The organism is Cupriavidus numazuensis (genome assembly GCF_905397435.1).
GTDB lineage: Bacteria > Pseudomonadota > Gammaproteobacteria > Burkholderiales > Burkholderiaceae > Cupriavidus > Cupriavidus numazuensis.
The window spans coordinates 1-25767 of the sequence record NZ_CAJPVI010000056.1 but is presented as its reverse complement, the minus strand read 5'-3'; the positions used below and the strand labels follow the sequence as shown (position 1 = coordinate 25767).

General features: G+C 59.4%; 22 protein-coding genes and 1 pseudogene. 12 read left to right on the top strand and 11 right to left on the bottom strand.

Annotated elements, in window-relative coordinates:
* The first annotated feature begins 7 nt into the window (after positions 1 to 7).
* Genes KHO41_RS32595 through KHO41_RS32585 form a run of 3 tightly spaced genes read left to right on the top strand, consistent with a single transcriptional unit; the run spans position 8 to position 3085 of the window.
* Positions 8 to 1015, top strand: coding sequence for a tripartite tricarboxylate transporter substrate binding protein (locus KHO41_RS32595; protein ID WP_211957366.1), 1008 nt, complete (start codon positions 8 to 10; stop codon positions 1013 to 1015).
* Between the two features lie 14 nt (positions 1016 to 1029).
* Positions 1030 to 1914 carry an SDR family oxidoreductase gene (locus KHO41_RS32590; RefSeq protein WP_211957365.1) on the top strand — a complete coding sequence of 295 codons (885 nt, stop codon included), beginning with the start codon at positions 1030 to 1032 and terminating at the stop codon, positions 1912 to 1914.
* Between the two features lie 19 nt (positions 1915 to 1933).
* A complete protein-coding gene (locus tag KHO41_RS32585) occupies positions 1934 to 3085 on the top strand; it encodes an acyl-CoA dehydrogenase family protein (RefSeq protein WP_244874144.1) in 1152 nt (383 codons plus the stop codon).
* A gap of 509 nt (positions 3086 to 3594) precedes the next feature.
* On the opposite strand, the gene KHO41_RS32580 is transcribed toward KHO41_RS32585, so the two are convergent.
* Positions 3595 to 4830 (bottom strand): MFS transporter, encoded by a 1236-nt coding sequence (locus tag KHO41_RS32580; RefSeq protein WP_211957363.1) that lies wholly within the window; start codon positions 4828 to 4830, stop codon positions 3595 to 3597.
* A 580-nt stretch (positions 4831 to 5410) separates the two neighbouring features.
* Here KHO41_RS32580 and KHO41_RS32575 point away from each other — a divergent pair.
* From KHO41_RS32575 to KHO41_RS32565, 3 genes are all read left to right on the top strand, one after another.
* On the top strand, positions 5411 to 7546 hold the full coding sequence (locus KHO41_RS32575; protein WP_211957362.1) for a TonB-dependent siderophore receptor: 2136 nt from the start codon (positions 5411 to 5413) through the stop codon (positions 7544 to 7546).
* Between the two features lie 989 nt (positions 7547 to 8535).
* Entirely contained in the window at positions 8536 to 8952 is a 417-nt protein-coding gene (locus tag KHO41_RS32570; RefSeq protein ID WP_211957361.1) for a cupin domain-containing protein, read from the top strand.
* 11 nt (positions 8953 to 8963) lie between these two features.
* Positions 8964 to 9326, top strand: coding sequence for a hypothetical protein (locus KHO41_RS32565; protein WP_244874143.1), 363 nt, complete (start codon positions 8964 to 8966; stop codon positions 9324 to 9326).
* Between the two features lie 30 nt (positions 9327 to 9356).
* Here the strand turns inward: KHO41_RS32565 and KHO41_RS32560 are convergent, their stop codons facing one another.
* Complete coding sequence (locus KHO41_RS32560; RefSeq protein ID WP_211957360.1) at positions 9357 to 10178, bottom strand: alpha/beta fold hydrolase; 822 nt, start codon at positions 10176 to 10178, stop codon at positions 9357 to 9359.
* A 46-nt stretch (positions 10179 to 10224) separates the two neighbouring features.
* Positions 10225 to 10740 (bottom strand): hypothetical protein, encoded by a 516-nt coding sequence (locus KHO41_RS32555; RefSeq protein WP_211957359.1) that lies wholly within the window; start codon positions 10738 to 10740, stop codon positions 10225 to 10227.
* A 350-nt stretch (positions 10741 to 11090) separates the two neighbouring features.
* On the opposite strand from KHO41_RS32555, the gene trhA reads away from it, so the two are divergent.
* Entirely contained in the window at positions 11091 to 11708 is a 618-nt protein-coding gene (gene trhA / locus KHO41_RS32550) for a PAQR family membrane homeostasis protein TrhA (RefSeq protein WP_211957358.1), read from the top strand.
* 15 nt (positions 11709 to 11723) lie between these two features.
* Here trhA and KHO41_RS32545 read toward each other — a convergent pair whose 3' ends face one another.
* The 5 genes from KHO41_RS32545 to KHO41_RS32525 are packed head-to-tail and all read right to left on the bottom strand — an operon-like array spanning position 11724 to position 16453.
* A complete protein-coding gene (locus tag KHO41_RS32545) occupies positions 11724 to 13313 on the bottom strand; it encodes a sulfite reductase subunit alpha (RefSeq protein WP_211957357.1) in 1590 nt (529 codons plus the stop codon).
* Positions 13310 to 14317 carry an FAD:protein FMN transferase gene (locus tag KHO41_RS32540; protein WP_211957356.1) on the bottom strand — a complete coding sequence of 336 codons (1008 nt, stop codon included), beginning with the start codon at positions 14315 to 14317 and terminating at the stop codon, positions 13310 to 13312. The genes KHO41_RS32545 and KHO41_RS32540 overlap by 4 nt, the downstream gene beginning before the upstream one ends.
* Positions 14318 to 14339: 22 nt before the next feature.
* Complete coding sequence (locus tag KHO41_RS32535; protein ID WP_211957355.1) at positions 14340 to 15164, bottom strand: DUF4198 domain-containing protein; 825 nt, start codon at positions 15162 to 15164, stop codon at positions 14340 to 14342.
* A 55-nt stretch (positions 15165 to 15219) separates the two neighbouring features.
* Positions 15220 to 15738 carry a DUF2271 domain-containing protein gene (locus KHO41_RS32530; protein WP_211957354.1) on the bottom strand — a complete coding sequence of 173 codons (519 nt, stop codon included), beginning with the start codon at positions 15736 to 15738 and terminating at the stop codon, positions 15220 to 15222.
* A gap of 58 nt (positions 15739 to 15796) precedes the next feature.
* Positions 15797 to 16453: a PepSY-associated TM helix domain-containing protein gene (locus tag KHO41_RS32525; RefSeq protein ID WP_211957353.1), complete on the bottom strand. Its 657-nt coding sequence runs from the start codon at positions 16451 to 16453 to the stop codon at positions 15797 to 15799.
* 594 nt (positions 16454 to 17047) lie between these two features.
* Between KHO41_RS32525 and KHO41_RS32520 the strand changes: the two genes are divergently transcribed.
* From KHO41_RS32520 to KHO41_RS32500, 5 genes are all read left to right on the top strand, one after another.
* Positions 17048 to 17926, top strand: coding sequence for a metallophosphoesterase (locus tag KHO41_RS32520; RefSeq protein WP_211957352.1), 879 nt, complete (start codon positions 17048 to 17050; stop codon positions 17924 to 17926).
* A 168-nt stretch (positions 17927 to 18094) separates the two neighbouring features.
* On the top strand, positions 18095 to 19111 hold the full coding sequence (locus KHO41_RS32515) for a TnsA endonuclease C-terminal domain-containing protein (protein ID WP_211957351.1): 1017 nt from the start codon (positions 18095 to 18097) through the stop codon (positions 19109 to 19111).
* The gene (locus tag KHO41_RS32510; RefSeq protein WP_211957350.1) at positions 19104 to 21356 is read left to right on the top strand and encodes a DDE-type integrase/transposase/recombinase; all 2253 of its coding nucleotides are present in this window, start codon (positions 19104 to 19106) and stop codon (positions 21354 to 21356) included. Before KHO41_RS32515 ends, KHO41_RS32510 begins: the two co-directional genes overlap by 8 nt.
* On the top strand, positions 21346 to 22875 hold the full coding sequence (locus KHO41_RS32505; protein ID WP_211957349.1) for an ATP-binding protein: 1530 nt from the start codon (positions 21346 to 21348) through the stop codon (positions 22873 to 22875). Before KHO41_RS32510 ends, KHO41_RS32505 begins: the two co-directional genes overlap by 11 nt.
* Positions 22845 to 24560: a TnsD family Tn7-like transposition protein gene (locus KHO41_RS32500; RefSeq protein ID WP_211957348.1), complete on the top strand. Its 1716-nt coding sequence runs from the start codon at positions 22845 to 22847 to the stop codon at positions 24558 to 24560. Before KHO41_RS32505 ends, KHO41_RS32500 begins: the two co-directional genes overlap by 31 nt.
* Before the next feature lie 2 nt (positions 24561 to 24562).
* Here KHO41_RS32500 and KHO41_RS32495 read toward each other — a convergent pair whose 3' ends face one another.
* From KHO41_RS32495 to KHO41_RS32485, 3 genes and pseudogenes are all read right to left on the bottom strand, one after another.
* Positions 24563 to 25063 carry an HAD domain-containing protein gene (locus KHO41_RS32495; RefSeq protein ID WP_211957347.1) on the bottom strand — a complete coding sequence of 167 codons (501 nt, stop codon included), beginning with the start codon at positions 25061 to 25063 and terminating at the stop codon, positions 24563 to 24565.
* A gap of 26 nt (positions 25064 to 25089) precedes the next feature.
* Positions 25090 to 25605: an HAD domain-containing protein gene (locus tag KHO41_RS42020; RefSeq protein WP_211957346.1), complete on the bottom strand. Its 516-nt coding sequence runs from the start codon at positions 25603 to 25605 to the stop codon at positions 25090 to 25092.
* Between the two features lie 67 nt (positions 25606 to 25672).
* Positions 25673 to 25767: pseudogene (locus KHO41_RS32485) on the bottom strand (IS5-like element ISCARN85 family transposase); the annotation flags it as partial.

Sequence of the window (25767 nt, the reverse complement as noted above, 5' to 3'; positions counted from 1 at the left end):
GCGCACCGTGCAGGCTGAGAAAACTGAAGTCATCAACGACCGACGCCGTACCAGCCTCTCGCTGGTGGCGCTCGGCATCCTTGCGCCGCTGGGCACGCTGGCGGCCGGCCGCGCGCGGGCGGCGGGATTCCCGGCGCGGCCGGTGACGCTGGTCGTGCCGTTCGCGGCCGGCGGCGCCACCGACACGCTCGTGCGCACGCTCGCCGATGGCGCGAGCAAACATCTGGGCCAGCCCGTCGTTGTCGAGAACCGTCCCGGCGCCGCCGGTGTGCTGGGCGCCAATTACGTGGCGCGCGCCAAGCCCGACGGCTACACGCTGACGATCATGCCGGAGCCCGTGTTCCGACTGCCCCACCTGCAGAAGACGCAGTTCGATCCGATGCAGGACTTCACCTATGTCATCCACCTGACCGGCTATTCGCTCGGCGTGGCGACACGCGTCGACGCGCCGTGGAAATCGTGGCAGGACATGGTGGAGGAAGCGCGGCGCAATCCCGGCAAGATCAGCTACGGCACCACGGGCACCAACAGCACCATGCACGTGACCATGGAGGAAATCAGCCAGAAGCTGGGCATCCGCCTGAACCACGTGCCGTACAAGGGCGAGTCCGAGATCATTGCCGCGATGATGGGCGGGCATATCGACCTTGGCGTGACTGCGGGCGGCATCGGCCCGTACGTCGACAGCGGCAAGGCACGCTGGCTCGTGCTGTGGACGGCGGCGCATTCACGCCGCTGGCCTGCTGTGCCCACGCTGCGCGATGTGGGACTCGACATGGTCTCGACCTCGCCGTTCGGCATCGCGGGGCCTCGTGGCATGGATGCGCAGTCTGTGCAGGTGCTGCACGACGCGTTCCGCAAGGCCCTGTACGAGCCGGCCATGCAGCAGATGCTGGACCGGCTCGACCAGGAGATGGCCTACCTCGACAGCAATGGCTACGCCGCGTTTGCGCGCCAGCGTTATGAGAGCCAGGGCAAGCTGGTCAAACGGCTTGGCCTGACCGCCAATCCCTGAACCCGGAGACACGCATGCAATATCGTTCCGTATTCCACCGCGAGCTGTTTGCCGGGCGCACCGTGCTGGTCACGGGCGGCGGCAGCGGCATCGGACGCTGCACCGCGCATGAACTTGCGAGCCTTGGCGCCAGCCTGGCGCTGGCCGGCCGCAAGATCGAAAAACTCGAGCAGGTACGCGCAGAGATCGACGCCGCCGAGCCAGGCGCCGCACAACGCATCTCGCTGCATGTGTGCGACATCCGCGACGAGGAGCAGGTCCGCCAGACCATCATCAACGTGCTGGCCGTGCATGGCCGCATCGACGGCCTCTTCAACAATGCTGGCGGGCAGTTCCCTTCGCCGCTGCGCGATATCAGCCTCAAGGGCTGGGAAGCCGTGGTGCGCAACAACCTGACCGGCGGCTTCCTGGTCGCGCGCGAGTGCTATACGCAGTGGATGGAAGCCAACGGTGGCGCCATCGTCAACATCATCGCCGACATGTGGAACGGCATGCCGGGCATGGGGCATTCTGGCGCGGCGCGCGCGGGCATGTTGTCGTTCACGGAAACCGCCGCGTGCGAATGGGCCGCGTCCGGCGTGCGCGTCAATGCGGTAGCCCCGGGCTGGATCGCTTCCAGCGGCTTCGACACCTATCCGCCCGCGTTCCAGGAGAAGATTCGCCAGCTCGCGCGCAAGGTGCCGCTGCAGCGGCTGGGCACGGAGGCGGAAGTCTCCGCGGCGGTGGCCTTCCTGCTGTCCCCGGCAGCGGCGTTCATCACGGGCTCGACGCTGCGCGTCGACGGCGGCGTGCCCAACGCCAAGCATACGTGGGCCCTGCCCGCGCACCAGCGCTCCGAGCCATTCAACGGCTTCCCGCTCTACGAGCTGCCCGACTGCCTGGCACCTGCCGCGGAGTAAGCCGACAATGCCCGCAAACATGGTTCTGCAACCACCCAACCCCCGCTACTACACCGCCGACCACGAAGCATTCCGCGCCTCGGTCCGCCGCTTCTTCGAGAAGGAAGTCGCACCGCACGCCGAAGCCTGGGACGAAGCCGGCAGCTTTCCGCGCGAGCTGTACCGCAAGGCCGCCGAAGCGGGCCTGCTGCAGCCCGGCTTTCCCGAGGCCTACGGCGGTGCGCCGTGCGACGCGTTCTACCGCATGATCCTGTTCGAAGAGCGCGCGTGGGGTGGCTCCGGCGGCATCGCATCGGGCCTGTTCTCACACACCATCGGCGCGCCGCCGATTGCCGCGGTCGGCAGCGAAGCGCTGAAGGCGCGCGTGTTGCCGCAGATCCTGTCCGGCGAGAAGATTTCCGCGCTGGCCATCACCGAACCCGGCGCTGGCTCCGATGTCGCACACCTGACCACCACCGCACGTCGTGAAGGCGACCACTACGTGGTCAACGGCACCAAGCTCTACATCACGTCGGGCATGCGGGCCGACTACTTCACGGTGGCGGTACGCACGGGGGGTCCGGGCGCCAGTGGCGTGTCATTGCTGCTGATCGAAGGCGATACGCCGGGCCTGTCGCGCACGGAACTGAAGAAGATGGGCTGGTGGGCCTCCGACACCGCGCAGCTCTTCTTCGACAACTGCCGCGTACCGGTCGACAACCTGATCGGCGAGGAAGGCAAAGGCTTCGCCGCGATCACGAAGAACTTCAACCACGAACGCCTGGCACTGGCGGCCGCGGCCTGCGGCTATGCGCAGGTGTGCTTCCACGACGCACTCGCGTGGGCGCGCGATCGCCACACCTTCGGCAAGCGACTGGCCGACCACCAGGTAGTGCGCCACCAGCTCGTCGACATGGCCACGCGTATCGAAGCCACGCGCGCGATGCTGGACGATCTTGCCGCCCGGCTGGACGATGGTGCCGCCCCCGTCGCGCAGATCGCCATGGCCAAGAACATGGCCACGCGCACGTTCCAGTTCTGCGCCGACCGTGCGGTGCAGTTGCTCGGCGGCATGGGCTATATGCGAGGCAGCCGCGTGGAGCGGCTATACCGCGAGGTGAAGGTGATGATGATTGGAGGGGGAGCGGAGGAGATCATGAAGGATCTGGCGGCGCGGCAGTTGGGAATCTAGATCCGGGATCCTTGTGGCGTGCTCGGAAGGACGCTCCCAACCGACCACGCCATCCAAGCCACTGACGACTGGAAAATTCCCAATCGAACCGGGAGGCTGCCAAACCATGATTTAAGGCAATGATCCCTTCGGGAAGATGTCGGATACCTCACGGGCGAACTGACGCACAGCAAACACATCTTTCGCCATGAGGCCGTCCTCGGCCGCGCCCGCCCGGAGGAGTCATGACATTGCCCGAATCACCCGCGTCCTCGGACGCACCCGCCGGCCAGACCCTGGTTACGGTTTCCGAACTGCATCGCCTGACGGATCTCCTTCACTGCCGCTATGAGATCGACGCTCGGTGCGACAGCGATGGACTGTGGTCGGTGACCTTCACGATTGCCGAACGACGCTATGCCCTTTCCACAGTCAGGGGCCGGACGCGGCGATGGCGGCAGCTGGAGCCCGTCCTGGCCTTCCTGCATCAGCATTGCGGGCATGCCGGTGCAATTCGGCTGCATACAGCGTCATGGATATTCTGCGGAGCTGGACTGGCCGACGACAAGGTCCTTCCCACTTCGCACGCCCCAGAGCATGAACGAACCGGCCATGACTGCCAGGCCTCCGCTGAGGACAAACATCAGGGGAATACCGAGTAGCTTCCCAATCGCGGCGCCCAGCAGGGGACCCGCGACCAGTGCGCCAAGTTGCGCGCTCCGTGCGGCGGCACTGACGGTGCCGATCACCTCAACCGGACTTTCTTGCTGAAGCGTGACGCCGAAGCTCATGGCGGTCAGGCCGTAGGCGCAGCCATTTGCAATCCATAGTGCAAACCAGAACGGGAGCGGAATCGCTATGCCAATTGCGGCGAGACCACCTGGCAGCAGCACGGTCAGGCCGAACACAACAAGTCCGCCAGACGGCAAGTGCCGGCCATACCGTCGATGCAGTGTGCGGAAAGACAAGGCGCCTGCCAATGCACCGCCTGCAGTGCAACTTACGATCATGCCGAAGGCCGCTGCCGGCAAGCCTTCCTCCCTCAGGAAAAGCGAAAGCTGTGGGTCGTACAGGCCGAGAATGGCCGTGAGCCACAGCACGCATACAAGAGCCTGGCGAAACCTTCGATTTTCCCGGGCCAACCGCAGCAAAGGCCCATAGTGCCACTTGGGGCGCTCGCTTCCCGCTCGCTGCACCTGAGAAGGCACCACCCGCTTCAATGCAGGCAGGCAAAGGATACCGACCATTGCCATCGCCGCGGACAACCCCAGCCCGGCGGCCGGGCGATAGAGTCCGGTCACGCCTGCCGCCGCCAATGGCGCACAGATCTTTGTGAGTTGGTCCACCGCCGTCATGACGCTCGCGTTTGACACGAGTTGATCCTTGTCCAGCATCGAACGAATTAGAACCTGCTCTGCAGGCATGGCACCGAGGTTGGCGACTCCCTTGATCAACACGAGCAGGATGAAGATTTGCAGGTCAGGCGCGACGATCAGTAGTACCGACGTGACGCCGCGTGCCAGATAGCTGATAGCCAGCATGACAACGGGATTGCGGCGGTCGGCCAGCGAACCCAGGAAAGGTCCGAGCACGAGTCCGGGCAACCCGTACAACGCAGACGCTGCGCCAATCGTGATCCCGTCCGCATGCCAGTGATAGCTGAGAAGCGAGAAGATGAGGGTGAAGTCCAGCCATAGCGTGATTGAACTGGTGCAGCGCGCGGCCAGCAATGCCTTGTATCCGGGGACTGTGTGAAGGTCAGTCATCCGCGGGAAATGCTCTTCATCGCAATCTCCTTCTCACGCAGCACCATCGCTGCACGGGTCATACTATTAATACGAATCGATAATCACAACACATATAAATCAATGACCATTACACGATCAATATAATGTGGTTATATTCATAAATTAATATCAATCAACATCAAATTAATTTGATCACTGTTTTTGATTTTCTTTTCCGGACATATCAACTCAAAACGCGAAAATGAAATAGGAATTCGAAATTTGTCAGTGCTTCCCGTGAAAGTGTCTCGCCTGATCCGTCCGAATTGGACCGGAGTCGCCCAACATAGCCACTCCCGTCACGCTGTTTCGCTACGCCGGTCGATTGGCACGCGACGCCTTAGCACCGTCTTGCTCAAGGTCACGAAAAGGCGCATGCGCGGCGTTTGCGTCACACATTTTTGTTTCATCAACAAAGAGCGTTCGCCCGCTTGACGCACGCCCCGTCAATTGGGCATCATTCGCATCTTTACAAATGCGAATCACTCGCATTTGTGTTTACATTTAGGTTCGAACGATGCGCCATCCGTCCTCCCGTGCCCGAAAGAGCCCGATCGCAATGCCACGCCGCAGCCAGCTTGCCGCGCTGGCCCAGCTAGCCGTCCTGACCGGCTTCCCCGTTGGCACGACGCTGGCACAGGAGGCCGCGCCGGCGGCCGGCAACGCCCAGTCGCTGCCGACCGTCACCGTCAGCGCCACCGCTGTAGACGATGCCGGCCTGCAGCTCGACAAGAAAACGAGCACCGGCGCGCTGGGTTCGCGCACGCAGCTCGATACGCCGTATTCCACGACCATCGTCACGGGCGAGGACCTGGCCGACCGCCAGGTCAGCAAGCTCGGCGACGTCTTTGCGATGGACGCCTCTGTCACCGACAACAGCAACGGCTACAACAGCTGGTCCAGCTACCTGAGCGTGCGCGGCCTGCAGATCGACTGGCAGAACGGCTTCAAGATCAACGGACTGCCGTTCGTGGCCTACGGCATCACGCTGCCGTACGAGCATATGGAACAGGTAGAGTTGCTCAAGGGACTGCCGGGCTTCATGTACGGCTTTGCCACGCCTGGCGGCATCGTCAACTACGTCACGAAGAAGCCGACGGAGACCTTCACCGCCGCGTTCGAGCTCGGCTATCGCGCCGCCAATGTCTGGAGCGAGCACGTCGACCTGGGCGGCCGCGCGGGCCCCGACAAGATGTTCGGGTACCGCCTCAACTACACGCACGAGGAAGGGACTCCGTACAACGCGCGCAACATCAACCGCGACACGGTCTCTCTGGCCCTCGATGCGCGCCTGACCAAGGACCTGACCTGGACCTTCGACTCGATCTACCAGGACCGCCGCTCGACCGGCCAGATGCCGTCGTTCAGCTTCTGGACATACGGCGACACAGCGCTGCCCGCCACAGTGTCGGGGCGTATCCGCAACTTTGCCGGCAACGATCAGCACCTGAACACCAACCTGCAGCTCTACACCACGGGCCTGCGCTACCAGGTCAACCCGGACTGGGCGGTCAGCACCAACTACAGCTTCAACAAGGTCAACCGTAGCCGCAACGAGAGCCTGTATGGCATGCTCAACCAGGCCGGCGACTACACCGACACGCGCTACGACACTGCGCAGAACCAGCAGGTGGGCCAGTGGCAGGCCATGCTCGAAGGCAAGTTCCGCACCGGCCAGTTCGGCCATCAGGTCGTCGCTGGCCTGTCGTGGCAGAAGCAGATCGACCGCTATGACGACAACGGCTTTGGCCAGCAGATCGGCATCGGCAATATCTACGAGCCCAACACCAACACGTATTTCAGCTCGACCGCGTTCAACAAGGTGCGCAACAGCGACATCACGCAGAAATCGTTCTTCGCCAGCGATACCGTGCAGCTCACGGAGCGCTGGTCGGTGCTGGCGGGCCTGCGTGTCACGAATTACGAGCAAAACGGCTACGTGCCGGTGACCTCCAGCTACACGAAGAATGGCGTGATCACGCCGACATTCGCGCTGATGTTCAAGCCGGTGCCGGCCGCGACGGTCTATGCCAGCTACGTGGAAGCGCTGGAACCCGGCTCGATCGTGCCGACTGTCGGCGGCTATACCAACGGAGGGCAGCTGCTCAGCCCGATTCGCAGCAAGCAGTATGAGCTTGGCGTAAAGGCCGACCAGCAGAAGTGGAGCGCCACGGCGGCGCTGTTCCGCATTGAGCGCGGCGCCGAGTACGACAGTATCAACGGCACCGAACGGACAAGGGTGCAGGACGGCCTGTCGATCTACCAGGGTCTGGAACTGGCAGGCGTGTACCGACTGGGGCCGCAGTGGGAATTCGGCGGCAGTGCGATGTACCTCGATACCTACTATGACAAGGGCAACGCCAACATCGACAACCGTGTTGTCGGGGCGCCGAACCTGGTGCTGGCCGGACGCGTGAGCTACCGCGTGCCGTTCGTGCCGGGCTTGCGTATTGGCATCGACGGCAAGTACACGGGCAATATCAAGGTCAACGCGACCAATACGCTGCAGGCGGGCGGCTATACCGTGTTCAACCTTGGCGCTACCTACAGCACGCGCGTGGCAGGCAAGGACGTGACGCTGCGCGCGGCCCTGAACAACCTGACCAACCGGCAGTATTGGGGATTCCAGTATGAGAATTATTTGCAGCCTGGTGATCCGCGGAGTGTCAGTGTGACGGCGCGCGTGGCGTTTTGAGTGGTCGCAGGTTGAATTTCTCTGGTTGTTCGTCGAATTTGCGAGGTTGTCGCTGTTGGCAGGCGCCGCTGTTTCGTTGGCGTAGCTGGCGGGCTTTGGTTGAGACCGGGTTATCGTTCTTGGCTGGCGCCGCTGTTTCGCCGGCGTAGCCGGCGACCTACTCTTTTGTCCGAGCGACAAAAGAGTAGGCAGAAAAGCGCGTCGTTGCCGCTGGCCATCAATTCCACGGCGGCAGTGGTTCCAACGGCTTTGGACGCCTGCGATGGTGGCCAGCCGTTCGACCCTGCTACGCCATGTGAGTCAGAACCTGTGCCTCGCGCGGCACGGCTTTTGGACAATCCCCAAGACGGACTCGGGTACAGCGTTTCAGCAAGGTCAGTGGTGGGACGCCTTCGGCTGCGCTGCGCGCGCGTCGTCGTCTGGGTGCAAGCTCATCAGCGTCGCTGGCGCCCTAGTCCCCCGTTCCAGTTCCAGTTCCTAATTTCCTGTCTCTACGCGCATGCAATGCGCCCAAGGCATCGTCACCGAGGCGAGGTTAGGACTAGACTTCAGCGGTCTTACTCCGACCCGCGCGTAGCGCAGCCGTAGGCGTCCCCGCGATGAGGTTATTAGTAGGGACCACTCCGTAATCCGGGTTCGCTCGTACGCGCTGTGCCATCCTAATCATCTACGCGGCAGGCAATCCAGCGGTCCTCTGATGCAACAATCGCATTGAGCCCTTGTTTGACCACGTAAACGCGCTTTTGCCTCCTTTTGTCGCTCGGACAAAAGGAGGTCGCCGGCTACGCCGGCGAAACAGCAGCGCCAGCGAAGAGCGATAACCACCCCAACGAGAAGCCCCGCCGGCTACGCCGGCAAAACAGCAGCGCATGCCAAGAACGCCACCCCCCGCAATCGAGCAAAGAACCTATCTCTCGACGCCCCCGCTCCGACGACCTAGACTGACAAGACACTACGCGGGGCATGACGCCCCATGCGGGAGGCATACCATGCCCGATGCCGCGCATCATGCCCACAGCCACTCCACGCTGGCCTTCGGGCGACTGTATGCCGATGAGGCTGGCGAATCGCATTTCGGCGCGTTGTCGATGGAGATGACCGAGCGCAACTTTGCGCCGCCGGCGCCTGCATTCTGGGTATCTCCCATGAACGAGGCCGCGCGGCAAGGGTTCCTGGTGGTTCCAGCCGGCTGGGTCGGAGACCTGCATCCCACACCACGACGCATGTGGATCATCATGCTGGACGGCGAGATGGAATTCCAGGCCTCCGACGGCGAGCGCCGTTCCCTGGTGCCGGGCAGTGCGCTGTTGCTCGAAGACACGGCGGGCAAGGGACATCGCAGCCACGTCGTGGGCGGGCTGGTTGCGACGCTGGCCATGGTGGAAGTGCCGGCACACCCATCCTGAACGCACACCAGGTGGCCTCTCCCGAGATTCCGCGTCCCGACCCACCGCCCCCGCCGCAGGTCGTACCTGCGGGCTATCGGCAGGGCATCATCACGGCAATCACCGTGTTGCTCGGCTTCTCGCTGGCCTTCTGGCGCTTCTGGGGCTTCGAGAGCCCCGGGCAATGGAATGCGCGCGCGCTGTTCGCCGCGCTTTCTCTGGTCGGCGCGGTGGTGCTGCAGATCGTCGCGCTGTTCCGCGCGCTGCGCATCGAGGACGATGCCGTCACCGAGTATCGCCAGACCGTGCGCTGGTTTATCGCATCCGCCGTCGCGCTGCTGATCGGCCTGGCGATCGCAATGCTGGACGCCGCGCTCGCCGCGCCGGCGGACTGATATCACCGCCGGCGCCAACGAAGCTCCCCGTCACTGATTCAGGAAGGCTAGCAGGTCTGCATTCACCTGATCGGCGTTGACCGTGCACATGCCGTGCGACGCGCCCGGATAGATCTTGAGCGTGGCGTTCTTCACGATCTTCGCGGTCATCTTCGCCGACGCATCGATCGGCACGATCTGGTCGTCGTCGCCATGCAGCACCAGCGTGGGCACGTCGAACTTCTTCAGGTCTTCGGTGTAGTCGACTTCCGAGAACTGGCGGATGCATTCGTACTGGCCCAGCACGCCGCCCGCCATGCCCTGCCGCCAGAACTCCTGGATGACCCCTTGCGAGGCCTTGGCACCGGAACGGTTGTAGCCGTAGAACGGCGTGGCGAGGTCGAGGTAGAACTGCGAGCGGTTGTCCACCACGCCCTTGCGGATGCCGTCGAACACTTCAAGCGGCAGGCCACCCGGATTGGCATCGGTCTTCAGCATCAGCGGCGGCACGGCGCCGATCAGCACGGCCTGTGACACGCGCGCGGTGCCATGCCGGCCGATGTAGTGCGCGACCTCGCCTCCGCCGGTGGAGTGGCCGACCATGGTGGCGTTCTTGATGTCGAGCTTGTCCAGCAGCGTCGCGAGGTCATCGGCGTAGGTGTCCATCTCGTTGCCCGCCGATGTCTGCGTGGAACGCCCGTGGCTGCGGCGGTCATGCGCAATCACGCGGAAGCCCTTCTGCGCGAGGAACAGCATCTGCGGATCCCACGCATCGGCAGTCAGCGGCCATCCGTGCGAAAACACGACGGGCCGGCCCTTGCCCCAGTCCTTGTAGAAAATTTCCGTACCGTCCTTGGTGGTCACGGTGCTCATGATCGACGCTCCTGGTAAATGGAGGCCGCGCGCGGCGGCCAGGGTCTCAGGCGACCTTGCCGGGCAGCACGGACGGCGCGCCGCTGGCCTGACGGCGCAGGTAGCGGTACTGCAGTGTGGCGCCGACAAGGAATACAAGGAACAGCATGCCGACGATGGCCTTGAGTTCCGGCGCGTCGGCGTTCGGCAGCAGCGGCGCGCCCAGCGGCAGCCGCGTGGTGGTCTCCGTCACGCCGGGAATGAAATGGAAGAACACCGTCAGCGACAGCGCGATCACTTCCACATACTGGCCCGCCCTTCCGAACACGCCACGCGCGGCATACGCAGCAAGCGCGAGGACCAGCAGGGTAATGATGCCAAGCACGTGCGGCGCGCCAAACCCGCCATGCTGGAAGATGCCGAAGCCCGTCAGGCAGGTCAGCACGGTCATCCAGACATAGCCGCGGCCAAGCGGCGTATAGACGCGGATCACGCCGCTGCGGCATAACGACAGCACGCCGCACGCCAGCGCGACGAGGCTGATCAGCGTATGAACGACACCAAGTTGGGTAAGTCCGTACATGATGTGCCTCGTCGTTCGCGGAGAACGTTTCATGTAAGGCGATGCGCCCGCGAATTGCAAGGGCGTACAGAAGACACTGCGGGATGCGCATTCCGCACGACATTTCGGAGGGCAACCCGTACGGGTGAAAGACCAGCACGGCCGTGCAAACAGGATTGCAGCACCTGTTCAGGGAACGCCCGCTTTCGCAGATGGATAGGCTGCGATACGTCGCGCCGCGGCAACGAAGCCATGACTCGCGACAGGGCCTTGCGGCGGTCACTTGTGGCGGCCGTGCCAGAATATGGCTACGCGCATCCGCAATCGCAATGCGGATCGCGCACCGACTGAGTTCTTCCGGAGGACGGCGCATGTATCGCGGCGAACGATTCAACGGTTACAGCCACCTGGCCGGTGCCATCCTGGCAGCCGCCGGCATGGCGGTGCTGGTGACATCCTCGGCCCTCTACCACGACGCGTGGAAGGTGGTCAGTTCAGTGGTCTACGGGACCACGCTGGTTCTGCTCTATACGATTTCCACGCTGTATCACAGCTTGCGCGGGCCGGCCAAGGATGTATTCCAGCGGCTCGATCATTGCGCAATCTACCTGTTGATTGCGGGGAGCTATACGCCGTTTGCGCTGGTTACGTTGCGTGGGCCCTGGGGGTGGACGTTATTCGGGATCAACTGGGGGCTCGCTGTGATCGGCATCGTGCAGGAGCTTTGGATCGGGCGCCGCACGCGCGTGCTGTCTCTGCTGATCTATGTGGTGATGGGGTGGCTGGTGGTGATTGCGTTTCAGCCGCTGGCTGCGGCGTTGCCTGCGGCCGGGCTTTGGTGGCTGGTAGCGGGCGGAGCGCTCTATACGGCCGGAATCGGCTTCTTCCTGTTCGACGAAAAGGTGAAGCACTTCCACGGCATCTGGCACCTGTTCGTGCTGGCCGGCAGTGCATGCCAGTTCGTCAGCATCCTCGGGTACGTCGGATAGACAGAGCTGGCGGATCTAGTAGACGTCGCGGCGATAGCGACCCTGCTCGGTGAGCCGGCGCAATCCGGCTTCGCCAAGCACATCGACCAGCGCGTCATTGACGCCGCCGGCCATCCCTTGCAGGCTGCCGCAAACGTAAATCGCCGCGCCAGCCTCAACCCATTCCCGCAGCGCCGATGCGCGCTCCCGAAGCGCGTCCTGCACATATCGCAAGGCATTGCCGTCGCGAGAATAAACAAGATCGACCCGCTCCAGCACGCCATCCGCCTGCCAGGCCTCGAGTTCATCGGCAAAAAATCCATCATGCCGCGCCGACCGCTCCCCGAAGAACAGCCAGTTGCGATGCCGCCCCGCCAGCGCACGCGCCTTCAGATGGCCGCGCAGGCCGGCCAGGCCGGTGCCATTGCCAATCAGCACTAACGGACGATCATCAGCGGGCGGATGAAAGCTGCGATTGGTGCGAATACGCAGCGCAATGCGCGCGCCCACCGGCGCATGACTCGTCAGCCAGCCTGAAGCGAGACCCAGCCTGCCGTCGGCATGCCGGGTCTGTCGCACCAGCAGTTCGAGCTGACCATCGCGCGGCAGCGAGGCAATCGAATACTCCCGATGCGGCAACGGTGACAACGCATCGACAAGCTGCTGCGGCGGCAAGGCCCGCATCGTGGCCAGATGCGCATCGGGCAGCAGCAGCCGCGTGGCCAGCGCTTCGGCCAGCGTCGCCGTCTGCGCATCGCAGCGCACCGGCGCGGCGCCGTCCATGTTCAGCTGGCTCAGCAAGCGGCCGATATCGGCCGGATCGTGGCACGGCCCGACTTCAGCAATGTCGCCGGGCTGCCAGCCCGGCACGGCGCCCTCGGGCCTGAGCACAAGGTGAAACGCCGGAGCACCCTGGCTGCCGGGGTTCAGGTGTTCGCGCGCCGCGAGCTGCCAGAGCTCATAACGCGGTCGCTCCCAGTCGGCGATCTCCGCGCCGCCGCTGAGCGCGGACAGATGGTTCTGCCAGTGGCGCAGCGCGCCCGCATCACCGTTGTCGACCTCGATCAGATCGAACAACGGCTTTGCATGGTGGCGCTGCAGCCAGTCCGACAGCGCATGGCCAAACGCGCAAAAGCGTGCGTAGCTGCTGTCGCCTAGCGCCAGCACGCCATAGCGAAGCTGGCGCAGCGCATCGTGGCCGCCACCAGCGAGCAGGCGGCGCGCAAAACCCGAGGCACTGTCCGGCGCATCGCCTTCGCCGGTCGTGCTGACCACGAACAGCGCCTGCCGGAAGTTGGCGAGGCGGCGCGCATCGAGTTCTTCGAACGAGAGCAAATGCACCGGCATGCCAGCGCCCTGCAGCGCGGTGGCGGTCTGCATGGCCAGTTGCTCGGCAAAGCCGGTCTGGCTCGCGTAAGCCACCAGCGTCGCCCCTTCCTGATCGGGGCCGCTGCCGGCAAGCGACGAAACCCGGGCACGCCGGCGACGGTGGTGGTCGAACACCGCGCCGCAGAAGCCCACATAGGCCAGCAGCACGCCGGCTGCCATGCCGGCGCGCGACGGGCTCAGCATGGCCACGCAGACGCCTGCCACGGCAGCCAGCCAGCATGCGGTGAATCGGTTCATGCCAGCATCGCGGCGAAGGCCGGGGAAAGATGTTCATCAAAGCCGCCCGGCGTGCGCACGAGGAAGCGCGCGGCAATGCCATGCCGGCGCGCGTGCTCCATGCCAGCCTGCGGGCCTAGCACGGTCAGCGCGGTGGAAAGCGCATCGGCCATCATGCATTCGGTGTGCAGCACGGTCACCGAAGCGAGCGCGTGGCTGGCCGGATAACCGGTGCGCGGGTCGATCGTGTGCGCGTAGCGGCGGCCTTCGCTGTCGAAGAAGCGCCGGTAGTCACCCGACGTTGCCACGGACAGGCCGTACATGGCGACCAGGGTCTGCTCCTGCGCCGCGACTGCGCCATCAGGCGGCGTTTCCAGCTGGACCCACCATGGCAAGCCGTCCGGCTTGACGCCGTGGCCGCGCAGTTCGCCGCCGATTTCGGTCAGGTGGTGCGCCACGCCCTCGGCGTAGAGGTATTGCGCGACGGCATCTACCGCAAAGCCCTTGGCAATCGCGCAGAAGTCGAGCGATACGCCACCCGGCTGCAACGCGCGGCCTCCGTCGCTATCGAGTTCGATACGATCCCAGCCGCATTGCTGCCGAGTCTGAGTGACCTGCTCAGGCGCCGGCGGCGCACTGCGTCGCGGCGCAGGGCCAAAGCCCCACAGGTCGACCAGCGGCCCGGCGCTGGGGTCATAGGCGCCGCCGCTGTCGCGCGCCACCTGCAACGCGCACGCAAGCACGCGCAGGCAATCGGCCGGCAGCGCGACCCACGTGCCCGCCGCGGCGCGGTTGAATCGGCTGACGTCCGAATCGGCCGCCCAATTGCTCATCTGCGCGATCACGCTGTCGAGCACGGCGCGGATGCCCTGCTCCAGCGAGTCGGCATCGGCCTCCGGCGCCAGCATGGCCACGACCGACCACGTCGTGCCCATGGTCTCGCCACTCCAGCGCTGCGCGAGAGTCTGCGCGCCGGGCGGAACCGGCGGCGCGGACAGTGTCGGCGGGATCAGGACGCGGTTCAAGCGGACGGTACCTTCAGTTGCCTTATTGCGGCAGCACTTCAACCGTCACCGCGTAGGTCGCGCGGCGGGTCTTGGCGGCCTTGACCGAGGTCTTCTCGTCGCGCACTTCGGCTTCCATCCAGTACATGCCCGGGGCCGGCCACTTGACGCTGAACTTGCCGTCGGCGTCGGTGGTAGCGCTGAACTCCTGAAGCTGGTCGCGGTAGCGGATGCCGCCCGGCACCACGGCGACCTTCAGGTTGGACGCCGGCTTGCCGTCGAGCAGCAGGCGGAAGCTGGCCGTGTCGCCGGACACGAGGTCGTTCGGGTGCGTGATCGGCGCCAGTTCCAGGCCACGGCCGCTGGCGGCCAGGCCCTTGCTGCTCGGCTTGCCGTTCGTGACGAACGATTCGACGCGGCCTTCGGCCTGCGTCACCTGCAGCTCCTGCGCGTTAGCGGGCACTTCCTTCGCGAACGCATCAGCCGTGCCGCGCCAGCGCTTGGTCTGGCCGTTTTCCTTGTAGCTGGCGAACAGGCCCTGGTTGACCACGGCCACGCGATAGGTGCCGGGCTGGGTCAGGTGCAGGTCGAAGGTGCTGCGGTAGCGGCCGGTGCTGGCGTTCTCTGCCTTGACGGCGCTGCCGTCCGGGCCGGTCACGACCAGGTTGTCCAGCCGCAGCGGCACGTGTTCGAAGTAGAACAGGTCGTTGGAGACGGCGGCGTCCACGGTCACCCAGGTGTCATTGCCGGACAGCACCGTGGCCGACGGCAGCAGCCACTGGCGGTGCGCATGGGCGGCCAGCGGGGCCAGGGTCGCCAGCGCCAGTACGGCCAGGCGCGTGGAAAGGCGCGATCGGAAAGTCTTCATCGTCGGTCTCCGGTTGTAATCAATGCGGCAGTGGCGTCAAGGGGCATCAAGGACATCAGGGCTTCAGGTCGACGGTCACCCCGCCGAGCTCGTGTTCGCCCTTGGCGCGGGCGGTCTGGGCCGATTGCGGCGGCCACGTGAACGGCACGCGCAGCAGTTCGCGGCCGCCAACTTCACGCGCGGCCTCGACCACGAGCTGGTAGTTGCCGGCAGGCAGCTTGCCCAGCGGGGCCTTGCCATCCGTGAAAGTGAGCGTGTGCTCGCCCGGCGCACGCGTGGCGCCGGAAATGCCGTCAGCGGGCATCTGCAGGTCGCGTCCGGCCTTGCGCCACCACTGGCGCATGTCCTTGAGCCACTTGGTGCCTTCCTTGTTCTTGACGTCGTACCAGACCGCCAGCGTCGCCGCCGGGCTCTGGTCGGCGCGCTCCACCCAGACCGCGACATAGGGGCGGTGGTATTCCGCCACGTTCAGTCGCGGGATTTCCACCTTCACGTTCATGTCGGCCGCGAAGGCCGGGCCGGCCAGCGGGACGGCGGCCATGCCAGAGAGGGTGACGGTGAGCAGTCGGCGCATATCGGAAAACCTCGTCAGGAGAATGCAGGAAAGTTCGAAAGACGGAAGCCGGGACCGGTCAGTGGATGAACAGGATCGCCAGCAGCAGCGGCACCACCAGACCCAGCCCGACCAGCGGCCACGTGGCCACGCGGCCGGCGGCATGCAGCTTGAGCAGAAACAGGCCAGTCACGCTGAACACCAGGCAGGCCAGCGCGAACACATCCAGGAACAGGCTCCAGGCCCGGCCAGTGTTGCGGCCCTTGTGCAGGTCGTTCAGATAGGAAATGGCGCCACGCGTGGTCTTCTCGTACTGGGTCTCGCCGGTATCGAGCACGAGGCTGACCCAGGCATCGCCGCCCGGCCGGGGCAGCGACACATAGACTTCATCGGCGGACCATTCCGCCTCGCGCCCGTTTGCGTCGATATCGAGTTCGTGCGACAGCCATTCGGCCAGCGCCGGCGGCACCGGGCTCTTGGCGTCGCGGCCGCTGCCCGAGGCAGCCGGCATGGCGGATTTCAGCGCCGAAAGCACGCTGGCAGGCGCGGTAGCCTGTCTCGTCACGACACTCGGCGAAGCCTCGATCTGGGACGCATGGTTGAGCGTGAAGCCGGTCGCCGCGAACAGCAGCATCCCGATCAGGCAGATCGCGGAACTGATCCAGTGCCACTGATGGAGATGCTTGAGCCAGAAGGCCCGACGCTGTTGGCCGGAAGCCGGCTCGGATTCGGTCATTGCTGTGGATGGGGCGACGGGGCCGCGCACGTGTTGTGACATTTCAGTCACAAATGTGATTGCAAGCAGAAAGGATAATCGTTCTCATTTGAAATCGCAATGATGCGACGGTAGCGCCCGTTTACAGGGCGTTACACCAAGTGATGTGGGTGTCCGCGAACAATAAAGTCGTTACTTACACATAAAGTCGTTACCAAAACGAACTTGGGCATCATAGGGCACTTCTAGAGCTCTTGTATGCCGCGGCCAAATTGCCCTATAGTCGTGGGGTTCTCTCCCAAGCCTTGGGTACTCTCCCAAGGTGACCAGACGCCTGGCCTCCCAGACAGGCACCCTCGGCGGACCACGAGTTGGAGCAACTCGTAGCCTTCGAGAGTCCTCACATCCCTGCCTTTCCGTCGTCGACTCTCCGCTTACGCCTAACGCCTAGCGCTGCAGGCTCTATCTAGCGACCTTCCTTCACTCGTCTCCGCTGCTGTTCGATTTACGAACTTCGCCCGTGCGTCGTTCGTTGCACTCCCCCGACCCGTGCATGGCGTCATCTTTCGCTTCCGGCACTTCACGACGTGAGGGGTTATCTCCGAGGAGACGGAAATGAAAATCCAAGTAGCGTCTGACCTACATCTGGACGTAGTTGAATCGCTTGGTGGCACTCTTCTGGGCATCACTCCAGCCGCCGAAGCCGAGGTGCTTGTGTTGGCTGGAAACATTCACAGGGGATGCCAAGCCCTAGAGGCGCTCTCGAACTGGCCTGTGCCGGTCATCTACGTACCCGGCAACAGAGAGTTCTACGGCACGGATTTCCGCATTCAACAGGACCTGTTCAGGCACGCGAACGCCCAGAAGACAAATTCGAACGTCGTCCTACTTCAACGCGGAGTCTTTGAATATAGGGATGTCCGCTTCGTCGGCACAACCCTTTGGACGGACTTCAACCTTTACGGGCACGACAAGCAATCCAAACGCATCGCCAGCACCCAAATATGGGACTACCGAACAATATATGTAGGCACCAGACCGTTTCAAACGCGGGATGCCCTCCGCGAGCACGCAAAGGCCGTCGAGTGGCTCGACCTTGTATTAGCGCAGCCATTCAATGGTTCCACCGTTGTCATCACGCATCACGCCCCCCACATCAACAGCTTGGAGCCGGCTTTCGCTGGGCATCCGCTGAACCCAGCGTACGCCTCAAATCTTGAGTGGCTGTTTGGTCGCTGCAGTCTCTGGATACACGGCCATGTTCAGTGGAGCTGCGACTACGAAATAAAGGGCACCCGTATAGCATCAAATCCGCGCGGCTTCCCCATTTTGTCGCATTTCTCAGTATACGAAGATGAAGTTATGCATTGGGATAACCCCAATTTTCAATCCGCATACGTCATCGACGTACCAAGTCAGCAACAACCATCTGACCGCCATGCTCACCAACTAATAGGTCTCTATCCAGCACACCTCCCTTCGCTCTACGCATAAAAGTGTTACAGACCTTTGCAAATCAAAAATGCCCTCTATCATGCATTTCCTGGATTAACAAAAAAATGTCGGATATGAAATCCTTAACTATTGACTCACTAATGAGAGCACATCCAAGTTAGTTAACTCTGGTTAGTTAACTAAAAACTAACGTACCAGGCGCTGGTCATGGCTACTTCTGCAAAACGAGTCTTGATTGTCTCCCCTCTCGGGCTACCTCCCTTCTACGTTCCTCAACGCAGATACAAATATGCGCTAGATGAGGCAAAGATAGCGAGATGGCTGAAGGAAGGCCGTGGCTTAGGCGAAAGGGAGACATACAAGCCCTGGTACACGGTCGCCGATGTTCCTTCGCATGGCAAAGTGACGCGGGTATGTGGTGAAGAGAAATTCGGCCTGCGCAATATGCACTTCTTGTCCACGAACGAGTGGTATGCGGCCCTCCACCTATGGTACGACGATGCATGCGTCGGCCTTGTTGAACAGTTTCCATTTCGGGACCGCTTGCAAACGCTAGCAGTAGCGGCCAGGCTCGGAATTAAGCACCCCGAAGATGCAATTCACAAGATTCCCATTGTCATCACAACTGACATCGTCGCAAAATTCTTCATTCACGGGCAAACCTACAAGCAAGCCATAGCCGTAAAACCAATCGATGCGTTTGGGAATGAAAGAACCCAGGAGAAGCTCCGCCTCGAAGAAGAAGTCAACAAGTTGAACGGCGTGCCGTGGGATATTTGGATTGACAAGGAACTAAGGGGTACGTACGGCGACAATCTTGAGTGGCTACATGGCTACAACCGGCGCTTAATAATTACACCGGAGCACACTGACCTTCTCCTAGTATCGTTCCTGAAATACCCAAACACCCCCGCCTCCAAGGTCTGCGGGGAGTGCGACCGCCTCAGCAAGTCTCCAGCGGGTACATATCTCGGAATTCTTCGAGCACTATTGGCAACGAAGCGCCTCTCTACAGATTTGAATGTAACCAACCTGCAGGGAAAGTCCGCACGCGTCTTTTTCCCGATGGGAACTTTAGCGACCAGGGCAACATGCCTGAGGCGCAATATCGCAATCGAAAGTTCACTTACGAAGCTGCCGTTGGAATGCCACTTTCCCTCCGGTGCGACATCACAAACGCCGTACAGAGCTCTAGCCTATCTCAGAAGTAAGTCACATGCGTGATTGGAGTACAGACGAATACCCTATCGCAGAAAACTTGGTGCTCCGCGAAACGGAGACCGGTTATCGCTATGTCGTGGTATTCAGAGGCGGTGTATCACTACACACAGTTTTGGAGCGCATCGATGTCGCCGACCAATGGCCAATAAGTCTGGAACGAAGCAAGGTTACGGCGGCGATAAAATCCGGGAAATTCAAAGTCGACTACAGCGGTCTAAGCTGTCGAGTAGTACATCTTCCCAATTACTACAAGACAGATTCTCCTACAGACACGGGTTCCGTTGCAGTTGATGCGGACACAAAACTCAAGGACAAGCAAAGCGTAGATGATGCCAGATGGAAGCTCATAGAAGACATTGTCGAAACGGAAGAGTATTTTTCGATTCTCTATGGCATAAAAAGAACCCACAATATCGACAAGCTCGCGCGCGAATTTTGCGTGAGCAGACAGCACATCACAAAAATCCTCAAGCTCTACTGGAGGAACGGTCTCAATAAGGCGGCTGTACAGTCTGACCTCGATAATTGCGGAGGACCAGGGAAGCCACGCAACTCGAAGGGCGATAGGCGACTTGGTGGACCGCGGCGCTATGCAATAGAGGAGAACCTCGGTCAGGTCTCGAATGAGGAGACTCGACGACATCTACAGGTGGCAGCTGACTACTATCTGCATTTAAAAAAGAAGAAGGTGACTTATCAGCAAGCCATCGACTACATAGTCGGTCTCTACTACACGACTAAGATTGTCGCAAATGATGGAACTCTTGAAGCTATTGAGATTGACTCGGCTTGCCGCCCCACAGTTCGGCAGCTTCAGCACTACATCAATACAAACTACCCCTTAGCTACTCGTAAGCGAAGTCGAGCAACAGAAAAGGAATGGGAACTAATGCTTCGGGGCCTTGAGGGAAGGGCCACCGATATCGCCCACGGTCCTGGCGAGCGCTTTCAAATCGATGCCACTGTTGCGAACATATACATCATTAGTCGCATCGACCGTCGTTTTGTCGTATGTAGACCCACAATATATTTCGTAGTAGACACATGGAGTCGCCTAATTGTAGGCATACACGTAGGCCTTGAGCCTCCTTCGTGGATTGCGGCGATGATGGCGTTAGTCAATTGCGTAGAAGATAAGGTTGAATATTGTCATAGGTATGGCATCGAAATCGACAGATTTCAATGGCCATCAGCTCACCTTCCCGCTTGCTTGCTCGCAGACAAGGCGGAGCTTTTAAGTATTCAGCTAGGAAAAGACATCGTAGATTACCTACGTGTAAGAATCGACAATGCACCCGGTGGCCGGCCCGACTTAAAGCCCATAGTGGAGCGCCGCTTTGGGATATATGAATCCCCCTTCGGTCCATTCCTGCCAGGATACGTCGAAAGAAACTGGGGAGAACGAGGTGTTCCTGACCCTCGCAAAAGCGCGGCACTCGACCTGGACCAGTTCACTTGTGCAGTCATCCTGGCAGTAATTGAGCACAACACTTGTCGAGTAATCGCCGGCTACGAACCGCCACCCGAGATGGTCGGAGAAGGTCTTCCTGCCATCCCTTACATGCTCTGGCATTGGGGTATCGCAAATGTCAGCGGCGAATTGTCCTATCGTTCGCCCGATGAAGTCCGGATGTGTGTCTACCCGGAAGTCGACGTGGCAATCACCGAACATGGTATTGAGTATGGTGGCAACGAATATACGAGCCCCACTTGCCACAGCGAAGGCTGGCCCGCTAGGGCCAGACAAAAAGGCATTTGGCACCTTAAAGGCAGGTGCAACATCAACCGCCTCGGCGACCTCTATGTTCCGGTAGGCCACCGCAATTACGAACCCTGCAAGATTAAGCACCCGGGAAACGCAAATTTTGCCCTTTCTGAGCGATGTGAACTCGAGTACCGAATGAGAGATAACGCAGCAAAAGGCCGTTCCCGTACACAAGCAGGTCGTGTTGCCGGCATGTTAGCTCAACAAGAAATTCAGTCCGAGGCAGAAAGGCAAACAGGGGTTGTTCTCGCAAGCTCCGGGCTTCGTCAACCAATAGTGAAGCATATGAGAGACGTAAAAAGTGCCGAACAAGCGTATACGGCCGGACGCCAATCAACTGCTCCTGCAGCAATCCAATCGCGTGGGACACAACCATCGAAAATTTCAAGGATGTCCTTACTAACGGATTCTAAAAACCGAAAGTCCGCAAAGATTCAGGCAAAAATCAACGCACTCATCTCGAAAATCCATCATGATGAATGACAAGATACCTAGTGTAGCTGAAGTCCTCGGCCTCGAAGTGGGTGAGAGTTCGATACTCGAAGAGTTGCCATGTCTACTCGATTCAGAGAGCTACGAAACATTAATCTCCGTCTACCCCGAATACAAGGAGTCCGAAAGACGCCTTCCAAAATCGTCTCGGATTGCATTACTTAACACCATTGAAACATTTTTCCAAACGATGGAGCATCACTACGAGGTTATTGACACAATATATACCTGCCTCGTTGCCGGTTATCAATACCGTGAGCAAATGGGCGTCACGCGCGGCAAGGGACGCGTTCAGTGGCTTCGCCGTCGCACCGACGATGAGTTTAGTATAGGCACCGAGGTCAATCGACCGCTCGAAGGCCCCGAGTCGGCCCCTTTTGGCTCACCAATGGCTTGTCTTTTGGGAATATCTGGATTAGGAAAAAGTCGAACAATTAAGAGAGCTCTTGAATTTCTCCCAGTTAAAATCGTTCTTCCGGATGGCACCCTTCATTTTCCCTGTATCTACGTCCAGTGCGCTCACGACGGGCAGTTGAAAGGAACGCTAAAGTCGGTATTCCGAGCGATACACAAAGCAGGTGGCCCGGACTATTTATCGCTAATGGGGAGCAATCCCACAGTTGAAAGACTGAAGGACAAACTTATTAAGGTAATCGGTATTCATTTAATCGGGATTATTGTCATAGATGAAATACAAAACGGATTAGTTCAAAAAGGTATTCATCAGCTAGCCGTTGTGAACTGCTTTGTCGAATTGAACAATACAGCACAGGTACCTATATTCTTTGTTGGAACCCCTTCCATGAAGAGCATGGTAGCCGACACGGTGTACGGCCTGCGTCGAGCTGGAAAGAACGGCGCCATTTTTTGGGAACCGTGCGACCTAAATGGGAACTGGGAAAATTTCATTAGTGCACTTTGGATATATCAATGGACCAGTAAGTATACGAAATTTACTGGGGAACTTTCCTATTTGATGCACGACCTTTCCCAGGGAATTTTTGGAATTGCTGTTTCTCTCTTTATACTTACTCAACGTCGCGCGATTGAAAATGATATCGACCGAATCACGCCTGACCTCCTCAGGGAGATAGCCGAAGAAAAATTATTTATGGTTGCGCCGGCACTTCAAGCACTTCGCACCAATGACACGGTAGCAATGGCAAAATATACGGACCTATTGGACCAAGGCCAGACTGGGCTGCATAAAAGCAGTCGGAGCACACCGGACATTCCCGATGCGGGAGAAGAGTATCGCGCAAAATGCCACAGCAAAGCGCAATACGAAGACGCCAAATTATTTATAGAAAAAAACCTAAACTCTGACAAACAGGCCATAATTGACTTGCAAACGATATATACGCAGGACCCGAACCTCCGTTCGTCGACGCTCGTTCACAAGGTACATAAGCTTATGCTTGCCAGGCAAAAGCGCGCAAGAGAAGGACGGAGCTCGGACGCCACCCAAGGCTCGAGGACATGGCATGGACCGCGTGGGCAACGGTCATGACGTTAGCCCCACCGAAGCCCTACCCGGACGAGTTGTTGTACAGCGTCATCGCTCGTTATGTCAGCTATCTCCACCCGATAAGCAGAACGGCTCTAATGAAAATGCTGACGGGTCGAAGTGGACTCGCAGTCACCGACCTCCCCAGGTACCTAAACCATACTAGCGCGGCCACGTTCGATATTTGGGCATTGAGCGGCACCGAGCTTGCACAGCAACTTACTTTATTTCCATTCTTTTCCTGGCCATTATCAGATAGTAGAAAGAATAAATATTTAGAACGAATGTTAAGCAATGAGTCTACATCCGTTCATTCCGGATTGAAGGCTATAAGCTCAGTCGCGCACCCCGTGTATTTAAGAATATGCCTAGAATGCTACGCAAAGGAAATACGTGAATACGGCGAAGCATACTGGCATCGCACACATCAACTTCCGGGGTTGCTCATCTGCCCCATACATGATACCGCACTGCACAACACAAGCGCGTATTACCACAATCACAGCACTTATGTTTGGAATGACGCTACCGATGTGAAAATAAACATCACCTCAATTTCACAAGAATTCACCGAGATTGAATTCATGCAAGCAACGGCAATCTCTAAATTGCTTTCCGGCATGCTGACTGGAGAACTTCAACCGCCGAACATCCCTTTCGGAGAATACTACCTCTTTCGAGCTTTCGAACTAGGCCTTTCCACATCAACGAACTTCTTTCCCCTGCAAAGAGTTTCTGAAGTTTTTTTTGATTTTTATTCTGAAAATCTTCTCACGGCTATGGGTATATCGTCATCTCGAAGCATAAATTTAGAATATATCTGGCAAAGATTGGGGACTGCTCGCCAAACGCACCCCCTCTACCATGCTTTGCTACGATTCCTGTTTGACACTATCGAGCATCGAAACTCTATCGCATCGCAGAATTTTGATGTTCTATATCATTGCATCAATGAAAGTTGTCGAAATCCGGACCACGGGACGGCGCGCGTAATATCCGCACGCCGAAAAGCGTCAACAGTCGTCATGACTGCAAAATGCTCTTGCGGCTTCGTTTTCGACTTTTCCGATGTTTCATCTCATGATAGATTTAAACCAGAAAACCCGGTCATCAAAATATTCAGCCAAAGTTGGATAAATGACATTCGTAGTTTGCGTGACGAAGGCTATAGCATCGAACAATTATCAGAATATTTTTCGATTTCACCACTGGTGATTGAACGAATTATTTATCAATCAAGCCCACTTCATCTCGCTATCGACGAGCGGAGACTAGAAGATTTAAAAAACGAATGGGAACGTACTCTCGCAGCAGCTGGGAATTCAGTAACTAAGGCCCGCCTGAATAATTCCTACTTGTTTGAAACTCTTAACTTGCATGCTCGTGATTGGCTAATTTCATTCAATAGAAGACCAAAAAATGTATCTGGACGCACCTTCTTGCGCGCGCGCGCCACTCCATTCACACACGAACGTGATATTGAATGGAGCACTAGAATCAACATATCGGTGCAAGAAGAGGAAATTGAACCGACGATTCGCAATTGGATTTCCTGTGGAACGTTGGCGATACGTGCCGGTTTACGTCTTGAAGAAATATTGGCTCATTGCGACTTGCTCCCTCTCACAATCAAGTCACTGGAAATGGGTGTCGAGCATTTAAATGCTATTTACAACTCCAATGAGTAGTTTTAGCTCTTCTTGGAAATGGCTTCGAGCAGACTCGCTAATACTTGCATAACCTTCTCGTCTCGCAACCCATCTCTTGGTTTTGGACATACCAAACGCCACAACTCAGCATCTGGCCAACCCTCTGCTCTATCATCTACAACGCACCACAGTTTCAACCTCTTCGCGCGGACATATCGAGCAACGACCTCATACTGCGTGGCAATCCGCCTGAGTCCGGACGTTTGAATTTCCGCGATGGGTTCTGTTGCACCTTCTACTCTCTCCATCAACTCACGTGGCATCCTGCCGATGATTTCGTCCACTGGCCAGCGTAAAGTCCAACTGCTCCGTAGAACGAGCGAGGCATCATACTGCTGCGCGAGCTTCGTAAACTGCCCGGCCCAACACCAATAGGCTTTTCCTTCCTCATCAGACGAAGAGTCGGGCGGGAAGCCCGCGCCCCGTGGAACCAGTACACCTTCGAAATTGATAAAGACGTGGATGCGTTGATTTTTGTCCATGATGCCCACCGAAAAAATGCTTTGAGTTACAGTGGTGAATAAGTGACGCCCGTTGAGTCGGCGGCGCACAGCAGTCGAGCTAACCGGTCAAGGACCATTGGGTCTGCTATCCCGTTGCCGCCAGTTACTATCAAGCTGACTTCCGCGGTTTCGGGCAGGACCTGTGCCCAGTCGGAATCCAGGACGACTGGATAGGGCGGCATGCGTCTTCTCAAATCTCGACGCAGCCATTCCCTGCGCGAAGACAGCGACTTGGAATGCAAGGTGTGCAATCGATTTCCGGGAACGGTTGAACCGATTACTCGCGACCGTATCAAGGGCGGCATGCAGTGAACGGCGTGCTTATAGCCGACTACAAGCGGCCACCAGCTATGGAGCACGATACGCATGTCGGGGTACGCCAGGAGCAGCCGGTCAAGGTGTTCGGCGTTTTCGAAGAGTTTATGGCCAGGACAGCGCAGACATGGTGTGTGACCGTTCTCGAACGTTACCGTGCGCGGGTGGAGAACCCCATCGGTATTGAGGTACAACGTGATAGACACGGCGAACCCCTGGAGTGCAGAGGGCTTGATGCACACCTTTTGCCTGGGTTACTAGGGCCTGTTCACACTATCTGAGCCCGTCGACGATGAGCGCAAAATTGATGAAGGCGATGAACATCACGTCCAGCTTGTCGAACCGGGAGAAGATGCGACGAAAGCCTT